11 protein-coding genes, 1 other RNA gene and 1 pseudogene are annotated in these 13,526 nt (G+C 51.8%); 8 read left to right on the top strand and 5 right to left on the bottom strand.

The annotated features are described in order from the left end of the window. Positions 1 to 49 precede the first annotated feature (49 nt). Both ACRRUX_RS14835 and ACRRUX_RS14830 read right to left on the bottom strand, forming a co-directional pair. On the bottom strand, positions 50 to 2,317 hold the full coding sequence (locus ACRRUX_RS14835; RefSeq protein WP_432531702.1) for a YgiQ family radical SAM protein: 2,268 nt from the start codon (positions 2,315 to 2,317) through the stop codon (positions 50 to 52). Positions 2,318 to 2,487: 170 nt separating this feature from the next. Further along, the gene (locus ACRRUX_RS14830; protein WP_432531700.1) at positions 2,488 to 2,892 is read right to left on the bottom strand and encodes an MAPEG family protein; all 405 of its coding nucleotides are present in this window, start codon (positions 2,890 to 2,892) and stop codon (positions 2,488 to 2,490) included. Between the two features lie 163 nt (positions 2,893 to 3,055). On the opposite strand from ACRRUX_RS14830, the gene ACRRUX_RS14825 reads away from it, so the two are divergent. Next, the gene (locus ACRRUX_RS14825) at positions 3,056 to 4,276 is read left to right on the top strand and encodes a threonine/serine ThrE exporter family protein (protein WP_432531698.1); all 1,221 of its coding nucleotides are present in this window, start codon (positions 3,056 to 3,058) and stop codon (positions 4,274 to 4,276) included. A 146-nt stretch (positions 4,277 to 4,422) separates the two neighbouring features. After that, the gene (locus ACRRUX_RS14820; protein WP_432531696.1) at positions 4,423 to 6,039 is read left to right on the top strand and encodes a ShlB/FhaC/HecB family hemolysin secretion/activation protein; all 1,617 of its coding nucleotides are present in this window, start codon (positions 4,423 to 4,425) and stop codon (positions 6,037 to 6,039) included. A gap of 392 nt (positions 6,040 to 6,431) precedes the next feature. Here the strand turns inward: ACRRUX_RS14820 and rnpB are convergent. Together rnpB and rsmI are read right to left on the bottom strand one after the other, a co-directional pair. Next, an RNA gene (gene rnpB, locus ACRRUX_RS14815) (RNase P RNA component class A) lies at positions 6,432 to 6,795 on the bottom strand. Between the two features lie 64 nt (positions 6,796 to 6,859). Further along, entirely contained in the window at positions 6,860 to 7,705 is an 846-nt protein-coding gene (gene rsmI, locus ACRRUX_RS14810) for a 16S rRNA (cytidine(1402)-2'-O)-methyltransferase (RefSeq protein ID WP_432531694.1), read from the bottom strand. 186 nt (positions 7,706 to 7,891) lie between these two features. Between rsmI and ACRRUX_RS14805 the strand changes: the two genes are divergently transcribed. From ACRRUX_RS14805 to ACRRUX_RS14790, 4 genes are all read left to right on the top strand, one after another. Continuing rightward, a complete protein-coding gene (locus ACRRUX_RS14805; protein WP_432531692.1) occupies positions 7,892 to 9,727 on the top strand; it encodes a penicillin-binding protein activator in 1,836 nt (611 codons plus the stop codon). 13 nt (positions 9,728 to 9,740) lie between these two features. Further along, positions 9,741 to 10,067, top strand: coding sequence for a YraN family protein (locus ACRRUX_RS14800; RefSeq protein ID WP_432531836.1), 327 nt, complete (start codon positions 9,741 to 9,743; stop codon positions 10,065 to 10,067). 107 nt (positions 10,068 to 10,174) lie between these two features. Then, on the top strand, positions 10,175 to 10,768 hold the full coding sequence (locus ACRRUX_RS14795; protein WP_432531690.1) for a phosphoheptose isomerase: 594 nt from the start codon (positions 10,175 to 10,177) through the stop codon (positions 10,766 to 10,768). Next, a complete protein-coding gene (locus ACRRUX_RS14790; RefSeq protein WP_432531688.1) occupies positions 10,765 to 11,331 on the top strand; it encodes a BON domain-containing protein in 567 nt (188 codons plus the stop codon). The genes ACRRUX_RS14795 and ACRRUX_RS14790 overlap by 4 nt, the downstream gene beginning before the upstream one ends. Before the next feature lie 7 nt (positions 11,332 to 11,338). Here ACRRUX_RS14790 and ACRRUX_RS14785 read toward each other — a convergent pair whose 3' ends face one another. Continuing rightward, a complete protein-coding gene (locus ACRRUX_RS14785) occupies positions 11,339 to 12,223 on the bottom strand; it encodes a LysR substrate-binding domain-containing protein (RefSeq protein ID WP_432531686.1) in 885 nt (294 codons plus the stop codon). Between the two features lie 114 nt (positions 12,224 to 12,337). Between ACRRUX_RS14785 and ACRRUX_RS14780 the strand changes: the two genes are divergently transcribed. After that, positions 12,338 to 13,213, top strand: coding sequence for a DMT family transporter (locus tag ACRRUX_RS14780; protein WP_432531684.1), 876 nt, complete (start codon positions 12,338 to 12,340; stop codon positions 13,211 to 13,213). Positions 13,214 to 13,384: 171 nt separating this feature from the next. Then, a pseudogene (locus ACRRUX_RS14775) lies at positions 13,385 to 13,526 on the top strand (helix-turn-helix domain-containing protein); the annotation flags it as partial.

The following is a 13,526-nucleotide window of genomic DNA, read 5'->3' as shown; positions in this document are numbered from 1 at the left end:
GCTGATTCGTACCCTTCATCTACAGAGTGTGGATTGGCAGAATATCGGTTTACTTCTTGCCGGCCGGGCGCTTACCAAACACAGGTTTGGCGCCCGGTCTGGGTGAACGTTTACCATCGGCAGGACTGGAGCTGCCCCTGGGTTTCCCACGACTTTCCTGACGGGCCGAAGGTTTGCGCGGATCATGCTGATTGTCGCTGAAACGGGTCGCCGCTTTCTGCCCTTTACCGGCTGGCTTGGCTGCCTGAGTTTTCTGTCCCCAACCTTTGCCATCATTCCGCCCCTCAGGCGGCACCAGACATTCAGGACCATGACCAATGAGATACTGTTTACCCATGGCTTCCAGCGCCTCGCGGATCAGCGGCCAGCCGGCACTGTCATGATAGCGCAGCAACGCCTTGTGCAACCGGCGCTGACGCCCCTTCTTGGGTACGCTCACCTGCTCACTGTTGTGTTTGACGTTTTTCAGCGAGTTCAGCTCGGTGTGATACATAGCCGTGGCATTGGCCATGGGCGATGGATAGAAGTTCTGCACCTGATCCAGTTTAAAGCGGTTGCCTTTTAGCCACAGCGCCAGGTTCACCATATCTTCATCCGTGGTGCCCGGATGGGCCGCAATGAAGTAAGGGATCAGATACTGCTGCTTGCCCGCCTCTTTGGAATAGCGGTCGAACAGCTCTTTGAATTTGTCATAGGTGCCCATGCCGGGTTTGAGCATCTTCGACAGCGGCCCTTCCTCGGTATGCTCAGGCGCAATCTTCAGGTAGCCACCCACATGGTACTTGGCCAGCTCGCGCACATAACGGGGATCTTCAATCGCCAGGTCATAACGTACACCGGAAGCGATAAGCACCTTCTTGATCCCCGGCACATCCCGGGCGGCGCGGTATAAATCAATGGTGTGCTTATGATCTGTGTTCAAATGACCACAGATGGACGGATACACACAGGACAGACGGCGACAGGTCTTCTCCGCCTTTTCACTGCTGCAACCAAGGCGATACATGTTGGCAGTGGGGCCGCCAAGATCCGAGATCACTCCGGTAAAGCCCGGCACCTTATCCTGAATCTCTTTGATTTCCCGGATGATCGAATCCTGCGAGCGACTCTGGATAATACGCCCTTCATGCTCCGTAATAGAGCAGAAGGAGCAGCCACCAAAGCAGCCGCGCATGATGTTGATGGAGGTCTTGATCATGTCGTAGGCGGGGATCTTTGCCTTACCATAAGCCGGGTGCGGAATACGCTGATACGGCAGATCAAATACCGCATCCATCTCATCCATATTCAGCGGCCAGGCAGGTGGGTTGACCCACACCGCCCGATCACCATTAGCCTGATACAGAGCGCGGGCGCAGCCGGGGTTGGTTTCCTGATGCATCACCCTTGAAGCGTGGGCGTAAAGATACCTGTCTTCCGCCACCTTTTCATAGGCAGGCAGCATCACATAGCACTTCTCCCAGGGCTTGGGTTTGGGCGGCTGCACACTGATGGGTTTGGGTGCATCATTATCAAAGATTTTGACATCGCTGGGACCGGACAGATTCTGACAGCCCACATCATCCGCACCATACGGATTGGGAATAGGATCGATTTTGTGCAACTGATCCAGCTTGCGGGAATCCATACCGCGCCACTCAGGTAGAGGCTGTTTGACAATAACCGCCGTGCCGCGAATATCGGTCAGCTGCGCCGCCGATTCGCCGCCTGCCAGACGATGTGCCACCTCCACCAGCGGCCGCTCGGCATTGCCGTAGATCAGAATATCGGCCTTGGCGTCAAAGATAACGCTGCGGCGCACTTTGTCGGACCAATAATCATAGTGAGCCAGACGTCGCAGGCTGGCCTCAATGCCGCCTATGATGACAGGCACCTCTTTGAAGGCCTCTTTGCAGCGCTGGGTGTACACCGTCACAGCCCGATCGGGACGTTTGCCACCTTCATTGTCCGGGGTATAGGCATCGTCATGGCGCAGTTTACGATCTGCCGTATAACGGTTGATCATCGAATCCATGTTGCCGGCCGTCACCCCAAAAAACAGATTGGGTTTACCCAGCTTCATAAAATCTTCTTTGCTGGACCAATCCGGCTGGGAAATAATCCCCACCCGGAAGCCCTGAGCCTCCAGCATGCGGCCAATCACCGCCATGCCAAAACTGGGGTGATCCACATAGGCATCGCCGGTGACAATAATGATGTCACAACTGTCCCATCCCAGTTTGTCCATCTCTTTGCGGGACATGGGTAAAAAAGGCGCAGTACCATAGCACTCCGCCCAATATTTGGGATATGTAAATAGCGTCGACTCAACCTGCATGACTGTAAACCCTGTGGACTGCTAACCCGTTGAACTGTTACCCGGAAGCGAACCGCCAGAGCATAATGAACGATACTCTGGCACGCTGCCAATGCCCGCAGAACAAGGCCTGACGGAGCATATAAAGGGGCCGGAGTATACCAGTCAGCAGAAGCTTAGGCGAATAATTATCAACCGACTAACTGCGCGACGGCCAACGCCAAATTGACCAGCGCCAGACAAATGATGACTCCCCAGGTCAACAGCACACCCCAGAATCGCCCGGGATGATAGCCCCCCTCGCCACGGATCAGTCCCACCGCGTGCATCACTCTGGCCAACAACCACAGCATTCCCAGCAACACCAAATACGGCATGGGCAATCCGGCCAATTCAGCCAGTAACATCAACAGCAAAGTGACAGGCGCATTTTCCAGCAAATTGCCATGTACCCGATCTGCTATCTGTAATGCCTTGTTGCCATCAGTGCCCAGACCAATACGGACCGCCCGCCGCACTTTGATTACCCGCCAGGAAAAATAGATCGCCATAAGTGCTGTCAGCGAAGCAACTATTGCTGTAATAACTAGTGTCATCGCCCTCTCTCCAAATTAGATCTCATCATCAACATTCAGCGTTACAACAATAATTGCAACCAAATGATTTAATTTGCGCATCATCATTAACCGCACCGTAAGATTGGGTTAGAATGCGCCACCTTCCGGTTTCACAACTCCAGGCGACAGGGACGCAATCCGATTGGATACTCAGGAATTCCTAAAAAAGCGTAAATTCATCATCCAGTTAGGCAAAGCGCTGCATAAATTCGGCACTCCCGCCTATCGCCTCGAAACCCATCTCAGACGGGTCGCGCTCAAGTTGGGGATTGAGGGTTATTTCCTGATCACTCCCACCACCATGACCTTTGTGTTGCAGCACGATGCAGATCAGGAATACAACCACATGGCCAGGGTCAATCCGGGGGAACTGGATCTGGGCTCATTGGCCCGTACCGATGAACTGGTGAATCAGTTGTTGGAAGGTGAACGTACACTGGATGATGCCATCGACCGACTCAAAGAAATTGCCGAAAAACCAGCACCATATGGACGCCTGCTGACCGGACTGTCTTTTGTGCTCAGTCCTGCTGCCTTCGCCATGCTGATGGGCACCAGCTGGCAGGATGTATTCTGGTCAGGCATGCTCGGCTTTCCCGTGTATTTTCTGGTGCTGGCAGCGGAAAAATCCAAACGCATGGCGGAAATGCTTGAGCCGCTGGCCGCCATCATTTGCGCCATCGGCGCCTGCGCCATCGCCCATATCTGCCCGACGCTGAATATTCCCGTGGTGATTCTGTCATCCATCATTATTTTTATTCCCGGCTTGGCCCTGACCCTGGGGCTGGCAGAACTTGCCGCCCGCGATCTGATGTCGGGAACAGCCCGCATCATGGATGCCATGATGCTGATGTGTAAGCTTTATTTCGGCGGCATGCTGGGGATGGTGATAGGCCACGCTCTGTTTGGGGAGGTCACGCCTGCGCCGGCAGTCCCGCTGGAGCGCTGGTTAAGCTGGTTGGGCGTCCCCCTGTTGTCAGCCTCGTTGGTGATCCTGTTCAAGGCCCGCAGTAAAGATGCGTTGTGGGGAATTTCAGCCGGGATCATCGCCTTTCTGTCTGCACAGGTTGGCGGCTTGTATCTGGGTGAATCCATGGGGATCTTCGTTGGCGCCTTCGCCGTAGGTATCTATGCCAACTTATACAGTCGCTGGCAAAAAGCGCCGGCCAGCATTGCCTTGCTGCAGGGGATCGTGATTCTGGTACCCGGCAGTAAAACCTATATTGGACTCAACGCCCTCATCTCCGGTGAAGTGATGTTAAATCAGGTGCAAATCGGTACTCAGGTATTCCTGATTTTCATGTCACTTGTCGCCGGTCTTATCTTCTCCAATGTCGCGGTACCACCACGTTCCACGCTTTAATCCGCGCGCGTCAGCCCCATAATTCAACGAGCAATTGCAGGCATTTTTATGACCTGCAATTGACATTCCATACTTCCTGATGACACTGTGATGATTAAGAATTGAGCTATAATTCAATTCATTGGCACAAGACCCAGGGAGGGAAAATGGCCTCATCAAGGTTAATCCCGTTGGCATTGCTGGCATTACCTTCTCTGGTGTGGGCGGAGGATCTCCAGCCACTGCCGGATAAAGAAAAATCAGTCACTGTCAGTAAAATTCTGGTGGTCAGCCATCCGATTTTCGACGAGTCTGCAGAGGATACTTTCTTCCTTCACAACTGGGCCAATTTCCTGCACATCAACACCAAAGAACAAACCGTGCGCAACAACCTCAGTTTTAAAGAGGGGGATGTTATCAGCGAGCAGGAAATGGCAGAAGCCCAGCGTATTCTGCGTGCCGAACACTATCTCAGAGACAGCCGCATCACTGTGGCAGAAAAAGATCCGTTGGCCCCCTCCACCAACGAAGATGTGGTCGTTGTCGAAACCTGGGATAACTGGTCACTGCTGCCGACATTGAGCTTCAGTCGCAGTGGCGGACAAAATAAATTCTCCGTTGGGCTAAAGGAAGACAACCTGTTGGGACTGGGTATTGGCACCCGCCTGAAATATCAGTCAACTCAGGACAGAACCGGCTACAAACTTGCTGTCGACTCACCGGTCAACTGGTTGCCTCACGCCCGCATCAGCGCCGATATCTATGATAACAGCGATGGTCAGGCCGCTCGCCTGTTCTTCATTAAGCCCTTCTTCACACTGGATGGAAACAATCAATACAGTATCGATTGGCTGAAAGATACCCGTGATGATACTTTGCGACGCAACGGTGAGGATGTCGCCGGATTTGAACACCAAATCAATTACTTCGATTTGCACTATGGCACTCTACTCAGCTGGGATAGCCACGTCAGTCAACGCCTGCTGTTTGGTATCACTCAGAATCAGCAATCCTTTGAAACCTGGGAAAAGTTTCCTGATACTGAGCTGCCCAAAGACAGAGATTTTCTGTATCCCTGGATCGCCTGGGAATTCATTGAAGACAAACATGGCGTTTTTCACGATATTCGCCTGATCAACTTCAATGAAGATATCAATCTGGGCTGGCACCACTTTGTCAAACTGGGTCTTGAAACCCGAGATATTGAAGGCAACACTCCAGGTATTCATCTGAATTGGCGTTCAAGCCGCGGATTTCAAAGTACCGATTCACTTTGGTTACTTGAGGCCGGGGGGGATGCACTGCTCAATACCACTCAGGCGGACAAATATAATCTGCAGCTGCAAGGAGAGTGGTTTTATCGGATCTCCAATAAATGGAAGCTGTACAACCGCATTCGTCTGGCAGCCAGCAAAAACAACTTTATTGATGAACCTCTCACGCTGGGTGACGATTCGGGCATGCGCGGATATCCTGACGCCTACCAGTGGGGAGACTATCTGTGGCAAGCCACCAGTGAAGTCAGGTATTACCCCAATATCCACCTTTATCAATTGGCAGAGCTGGGCTGGGCCATGTTTGCCGATGCCGGGCAGGCGTTTGGCGGCGATCAGGCGCTTAACGATGTTTCAGGCCCGCTGGCCAGCGTCGGCATAGGAGCCAGAATTTACTCTTCCCGCTCCAGCTACGGTAATGTGGCCCACATAGATTTCAGCGTACCACTGAACCGGGGGCCAGGGCTGGATAGTTGGGAATGGCGTTTTTTGATACGCAGCCATTTCTGATCTGCAGGGCTGCACGGCGCATCAGCAGGGGAGATTCACGACAAAATACGTGACACACATCACTAACACGTCTATATTTTAACGTTAGGAAACGATGTTTTTGCCTTGAAGACGGGGCGTTGACTCATCCTACTGATTTTCCGGCAACAGCCAGTTTTTCGGCCGAGTTGAAATGTCAGCGTTGAGGTAACGCCCAACAGAGGCTCAAACAGAAATTCCTTTTCAGTCCGATTTTTCCTTTCTTATCGGGCATAACTAAGCCGCCCAAGGGCGGCTTTGTTATATCCTGTTATCGGCGAAATTTGACTTCGCTGTACCAGCGCGTGTACCAAATTCCTCGACATAACAAAAACAAAAAACCGCATCCCTTGCGGAATGCGGTTTTCATAAATTTAGCGAGTTGGCCGATAAGCCGGGTCCTGTCTTGGACAGTCATTCATCTAGGCCTGCAATCACTCACAGGCTCGAGCGATCTACCCGGTTCCAACGCGAGCCACGCATTATCTTACCGAGGTAAGAAGTGGAACCCTATTTGATCTTGCTCCGGGTGGAGTTTACCGTGCCACGAACTGTTACCAGCCGCGCGGTGCGCTCTTACCGCACCCTTTCACCCTTACCGGCCCGAAGGCTGGCGGTCTACTCTCTGTTGCACTGGTCGTCGGCTCACGCCGCCCAGGCGTTACCTGGCACCCTGCTCTATGGAGCCCGGACTTTCCTCCCCGCTCTTGCGAACGCGGCGACTGTCTGGCCAACTCGGCGGCGATTATACCCAAGCCCTTGGGGCAAACCAACCTAATTTTGGCTTTGCTGGATTAAACGCTTAAAGGCCAGCCTCCAGGCCAGCTTTATACAGGGCATTTTTCTTCAAATCGTGGATTTGTGCAGCAATGGCCGCGGCTTTCTTCAGCGGCAACTCAGCGCTCAGCAACTTCAGTGTTGCCATCGCTACCGACGGCACACCTTCATCATCTGCAGCAGCCGCAAAACCATGGCACATCAGTACAATTTCACCTTTCTGCTGATTATCATCGGCTTTAACTCTCGCCAGTACCTCTGCGGCGGTGCCGGTTAGAAAGGTTTCGAACGTCTTGGTGACTTCACGGGCCATTACAATTTGCCTGTCTTCACCAAATACCTGAGCAATCGCCTCCAAACTGTAAACAATACGATGAGGTGACTCATAGAAAATCAGCGTGTGAGGATCTTCTTTCAACTCGGTCAACTTATCCAGTCTGGCCTTTTCTTTCGAGGGCAAAAAGCCCTCAAAAGAGAAACGATCCGAGGGCAAACCGGATGCACTCAACGCGGTAATGGCTGCACAAGGCCCAGGCAATGGAATAACCATAAAGCCTTCGCTGCGCAAATGGGTGACCAGATGATAGCCTGGGTCAGAAATCAGCGGCGTGCCGGCATCAGATATTAATGCGACCGACTGGCCCGCCGCCAGTTGCTCTGCAATCCACTGCGCCCGGGCTCGCTCATTGTGATCATGCAGCGCCGTTGTACGGGTGCTGATACCAAAGTGTTTCAGCAATTTGCCACTGTGACGGGTATCTTCACAGGCGATCAAACTGACTTGCTCCAGCACTTCAATGGCACGCGGACTCATATCCTGCAAATTGCCAATTGGCGTTGGAACAATATAAAGCGCGACCGGCAGGGTCATAGTTACCTCAGAAGTCTGTCAAACCCGGGCCAAACGAATGGCCCAGGTTTTATGTATTCAGTATTTATCAGCCCAAATGGGCTGATAGTAAGTGACACCAGTCCCCGCCAGGAGTGGGTGGAACTAGTCACATTCTTATGCAGATTGGTATAAACTACAGCCAGCATTTTATCAGAGTGAAGCCAAGTGTTGAAAAGCATCAAGACAACAAAGTTTATTCCCCTGGTGGTTTCTGCTGTCATTATGGCCGGCTGCGCCAGCACACAGCCCAGCGCACCGGTGGCCGAAGAGGTCGTCTCACTGGAATCAGCGGACAACACTCCCGCTTGGTATTTAAGTAAAATTCAGCCAAATCAAAGCCTGCAGACTCAGCAAAGCTACACTTTGCTGGCGGCCTGGGCATACCTGAAGCAAGGCGACACCGGCAGTGCAGACAAACTGCTGCATTCTTTGAAAGACGCTCTTAACACTGAGGTCGCGATTCAGGCTCAAAAACGCTATTTGCAGGCGCAGTCACTGCAGATGCAGAGCAAACCGGAAGATGCCCTGGCCGAACTGGTGTTTCCTGCGCAATGGGCTCTGCAGGACTGGCAGTGGCGCGAATACTATCAGTTAAGAGCAAGACTGTACGGTGAGCTGCAACAACCTATTGAACAGGTTCGTCAGCTTAGTTCACTGGAACGTTATGTTCCCGCACATGAACGCAACCAGATCAACGATGCGATTTGGAAAGCGCTGCAGCCCCTGAGCAGTGAACAGCTTGCCAGATTTACCGATGACCATAGCAACAGTATATTTGCAGGATGGATGCAGCTGGCTTATCTGGCCAAGCACTATGCTGTGGCGCCCAATGAGCTGATCCGCTACCTCGGCCAATGGCAACAACAAAATCCTTCTCACCCGGGCGCAGTGAAACTGCCGACTGATCTTGAAAAGGCGCTGAACACCAAACCGTATCGCCCTCAAAAAATCGCAGTGTTACTGCCGCTGACCGGTGCCCGGGCCAACATCGCCAATCCGGTGAAACAGGGAATACTCTCCAGCTATCTGGCAGGAGGCGATCCTCAGGTTGAAATCGCTTTTTACGATACAGCAACGGATGTAGTGACTGCCTATCAGACCGCGCAGTCGCAGGGCGCCGAGTTTGTCATCGGTCCTCTGCTGCCGGACAATGTTAATAAACTACAGGCATTTCTGGCACAATCAGACCAGATGCCAACCGCACTGCCGCAGCTCTATCTCAACCAGCCAAGCCAGTTGAGCCAACTGCAAAACCAGTACTTTTTTGCGCTGTCCCCCTCACAGGAAGCAGCGGACGCGGCCAAACACCTGTTCCAGGATGGGGTCAAAATGCCGCTGCTGCTGGTCAGCAACGATGCCACCGGGCAACGCATGGCAGAAGCATTCAAGCAGGAGTGGATGCAACTGACTGACAAAGAAGCCGAAGTCCATTTCTATCCCAATGGCGACAAAATGGGAGAAGCGGTTAAGGCAGCATTGGGAGTCAGGGATTCCGAAGAGCGTATTGCCCGCATGAAACAACTGATCGGTAATCAATTACAGGGGGACTTCCGCTCCCGCAGAGATATTGATGCGATTTACATGATCGCCAATGCCGGCGAACTGACGTTGCTCAAGCCCTTTATCGACGTCAGTTTCAGTGTATTTGCCCAGCCGGTACCCCTGTACACCTCCAGCCGGGGACGTTTGGATAAGGACACCAGCCAGACCGCCATCGAACTGAACAACATCAGCTTCAGCGACATTCCCTGGTTGATACAACCCAATGAAGAAACCGCCGAAGTCGCCAACCTGTGGCCTACCTGGCGTAACAGCCAGAAACGTCTGTACATTATGGGTTATGACGCCCTCGATTTGGTTGGCCGGCTGGCTCAGATGCACGCCTTCCCGGGTTTTCAGTATCAGGGCCGCAGCGGTGAGCTTTCCGTCACCCCTGAAGGAGTCATAGAACGCCATCTGAGCTGGGGCAAATACCAACGGGGTAAACTCAAGCCACTATAAACGCAGGAGCATGATGGATCAGGGACAGATAGCGGAACAACAGGCCAGGGAATACCTGCAACAACAGGGACTGAAATGGGTAGCATCCAATGTCCGCTACCCCTTTGGCGAACTGGATTTGGTAATGCGTCACCGGGAGTTCTGGGTATTTGTGGAAGTCAAATACCGCTCATCTGCAGGTTTTGGCGGCGCTCTGCATGCCGTCGGAAGCAAAAAGCAACAGCGTTTGCATAAAGCCGCCAGCCACTATCTGCAACTCAACCGTATTCAGGCACCCTGCCGCTTCGATCTGGTCGCCATCGAAGGCAACCAACTTCAGTGGCTACAGAATATCTTTTGATTCGATTGAGATAATCTGCAGTACTTTAAGAATTTTACAAATGATGCCTCAACTCAGCATACCGTTTATGGCATCATAGTCGCTCGATAGAGATTAAGGGTTCATCCATGTTAGAACGTATCAAAGACAGCTTTACTGAATCTATCCAAACCAAGATAGATGCAGCTGAAGCGCTTCCTGAATCCATTGCCAAAGCCGCTGAAATGATGGTTCAGTGCCTGCTTGGTGGCAATAAGATCCTGGCTTGTGGCAACGGTGGCAGCGCCGGTGACGCGCAGCACTTCTCTGCCGAACTGCTGAACCGTTTTGAAGTAGAACGTCCACCATTGCCAGCTATCGCACTGACAACGGATACCTCCACCATTACCGCCATTGCCAACGACTATAGCTATGACGAAATCTTCTCCAAGCAGATCCTGGCACTGGGTCAGCCTGGCGATATTCTGCTGGCCATTTCTACCAGTGGTAACTCAGGTAACGTCATTAAAGCCATGGAAGCGGCGTTGAGCCGGGATATGACCATAGTGGCCCTGACCGGCAAAGACGGTGGCGCAATGGCCGGTCTGCTGGGTGGCGGTGATGTTGAAATCCGCGTGCCATCCAATGTGACCGCCCGTATCCAGGAAGTACACCTGCTGGTGATCCACTGTCTGTGTGACAATATTGACCGCACACTGTTTCCACAGGACGAACAGGCATGATACGAGTTATCCCACTGTTATTGGCAATGTCACTGCTCTCAGGCTGTGCAGGAGTCGTGGCAGTGGGCGCCGTAGGCGGTGCGGTAATGGCGAATGATGAACGCAGTTTCCGCACTCAGCTCGACGATACCAATGCTGATTTTGAAATCGCGTCGGCGTTATCAAAACATGAAGATCTGCAGAACCAAACTAACATCACCGGGGTAGTGATGAACGGAAATACACTGCTGATCGGTCAGGCTCCCAATTCCATGTTGCGTGACAAGGCCATTAATACGGTTAAGAACCTGCAACTGGGTGGCAAGCTGTTCAATCAGATCCGCATTGGCAACCCTACTTCATTTACTACCCGCTCTAACGACGCCTGGATCACCACCAAGGTAAAATCCCGCATGCTCAGTACCGATAATCTGGATGTCACCAGAGTGAAAGTCATCACTGAAAATGGCGAGGTTTTTCTGCTGGGACTCATCCCCAAAAATCAGGCTGATCTGGCCGTGGATGTCGCCCGCAATACTGCAGGAGTCCGTAAAGTCATCAAAGTCTTTGAATATATTGAATAACCTTAAGCTAGCTTTCCTGACTCTTAGCAATCAACCACTCAACAAATAATCTGATGTCAGGATTCTCCAACTTGCGCTGTTTACAGCACAGATTGAATTGAAAGCCTGTATGTAGATCCGGCCAGTCCAGTGCAATCAACCGGCCTGAGGACAAATCCCCCTGCACCATAAAGTCAGATGCCAGCGCGATACCTAATCCCGCGGCAGCGGCCTCAACAGACATCAATACATGACTGAACATCTGCACCTGACTGGCTGCAGGCAACGACATGTTATGTTGAGCTCCCCAGCGCTGCCAGTCCACGCCCAATTCCCCCTCATCCACCGCCAGTAATGTATATTCACTGAAAGCCTCCAATGCGCGGCTATGGGAGCAACTGAGATAATGTGGACTGCAGACAGGGATCATCCGCTCGACATGTAAGGTGTGATGCCAGAATCCGACGCCACCACTGAGGCTACTGATATAAAGATCAGCCTGCTCAATGTGGATTTGAGGATCATGGGTCAACATATCCAGCCGCAGTTTGATGAGTGGATACTGCTTTTTAAAATCAGCAAGCCTTGGGATCAGCCATTTCACTGCAAATGAGCTGTATAGTATCAGGCGAATTTCCGCATGTTCTTCCCCTTTGATATCTGCACAGACCTGCGCCAGATGATTCAGACTGGATTCCATTTCCTGCGCCAGTGCATAACCGGCTGACGTCAGTGATAGTTGTCGGTTACGCCGGTTAAACAAACTGACTCCCAGATAATCTTCCAATTGCCTGATCTGATGTGAAACTGCACTTTGACTGATACACAACTCTTCCCCGGCCCGGGAAAAGTGCTGCAGCCGTGCGGCAGCTTCAAACACCTGTAATGCTCTCAAGGGTGGCAACCGTCTCATCCGTGTCTCCCTGCCTTAAGATGAATTGAATTCATCATTGATGACTAATCATCATTTCAACTGAAGTTTGCCCAAGCGTACCATCCACTGCATCAGACTTGTAAGGTCAATTTCATGCAAAATCATATCTTTGTAGGACTCATACTACTTATATCAGGCAATCTGTTCAGTGCCCTTTATGATGTTTCAATCAAGTGGCTGCCCGCAGAAACCAGTGCAGCTGACTTTTTGCTGCTGCGGCAAATACTGTCTGTGCTGATGTTAACCCCTCTGTGGTTATGGATGGGGAGACCTGCAGCGCAAAGGCTAAAGGTACATCTGTTCAGGGCAAATATCGGCGTACTGGGAGCGCTGTGCCTGGTGATGGGGCTGATGGTTTTGCCACTGGCCACCGTCAGCTCGCTGTTCTACTCGGCGCCTTTGATGATCATGCTGCTTGGCTATCTGTTTTTGAAAGAAAAGATAAATCCTGGGCAATGGATGTGTGCAACTCTGGGATTTATTGGGATTCTTATCATTCTGCGTCCGGGAGAGATGAGCATAGCAGGCCTGCTCGTACTGTTCAGCGCCCTGACTTTTGCAATCAATCAACTGGCGCTGAAAAAGCTATCCAGCGATGAGCATCCCATCATGCCGTTGATGATGTACAACCTGCTCGGCATTCCTTTGGTCATGACACTGTCGCTGATTAACGGCTTCTCCGGCTTTAGTTGGCCCATGCTTTGGGTGGCCTTTGCAAGCAATGTGTTTTTATTACTGTATCATTGGCTGTGTGTCCTGGCGTACCGTAAAGCGCAGGCATCAGATATCGCCATTGCTGAATACACAGGTTTGCTGTTTATTGTGTTCTTCGGCTGGCTGTGGTTCGATGAATGGTTGGATAGTCTGACCTGGCTGGGCGCCGGATTAGTGGTGCTGCCTTCTTTGTTACTTCCACCAATCAAACGGTTGCTCCGCCATCGACGTCTCTCTGCAGCGACCTCAGGATGACCGGGATGCTTTAGTTTCAACACATGCAGCAGATGCGTCGACCACATCCAGGCTCCGATATAACAGCAAGCCGCATCAGCCTATGACCTCTCCAACACCTGATGGGGTCGAACCGGCTCAGGTCAAAAATCGGCTTAATTTATTGTCCGGAATTAGTTGACCACTACAGTCTACAGTTTGGCCAATGTGTATCGATTGCTTCATGCGCTGGATTTCAGTTGGATAACCAGCCGCTCAAAACACCCCAGACAATCGAATGAAGCTCAAGAGGCTTTTAAAAAATTTCCTGATGGAAACGATCCTTCACATCCTG

Source organism: Shewanella sp. GXUN23E (assembly GCF_050865035.1).
In the GTDB taxonomy this organism is placed as follows: domain Bacteria; phylum Pseudomonadota; class Gammaproteobacteria; order Enterobacterales; family Shewanellaceae; genus Shewanella.
Note: the sequence above shows the minus strand (reverse complement) of the source record. Positions and strands in the feature narration are given on the sequence as shown.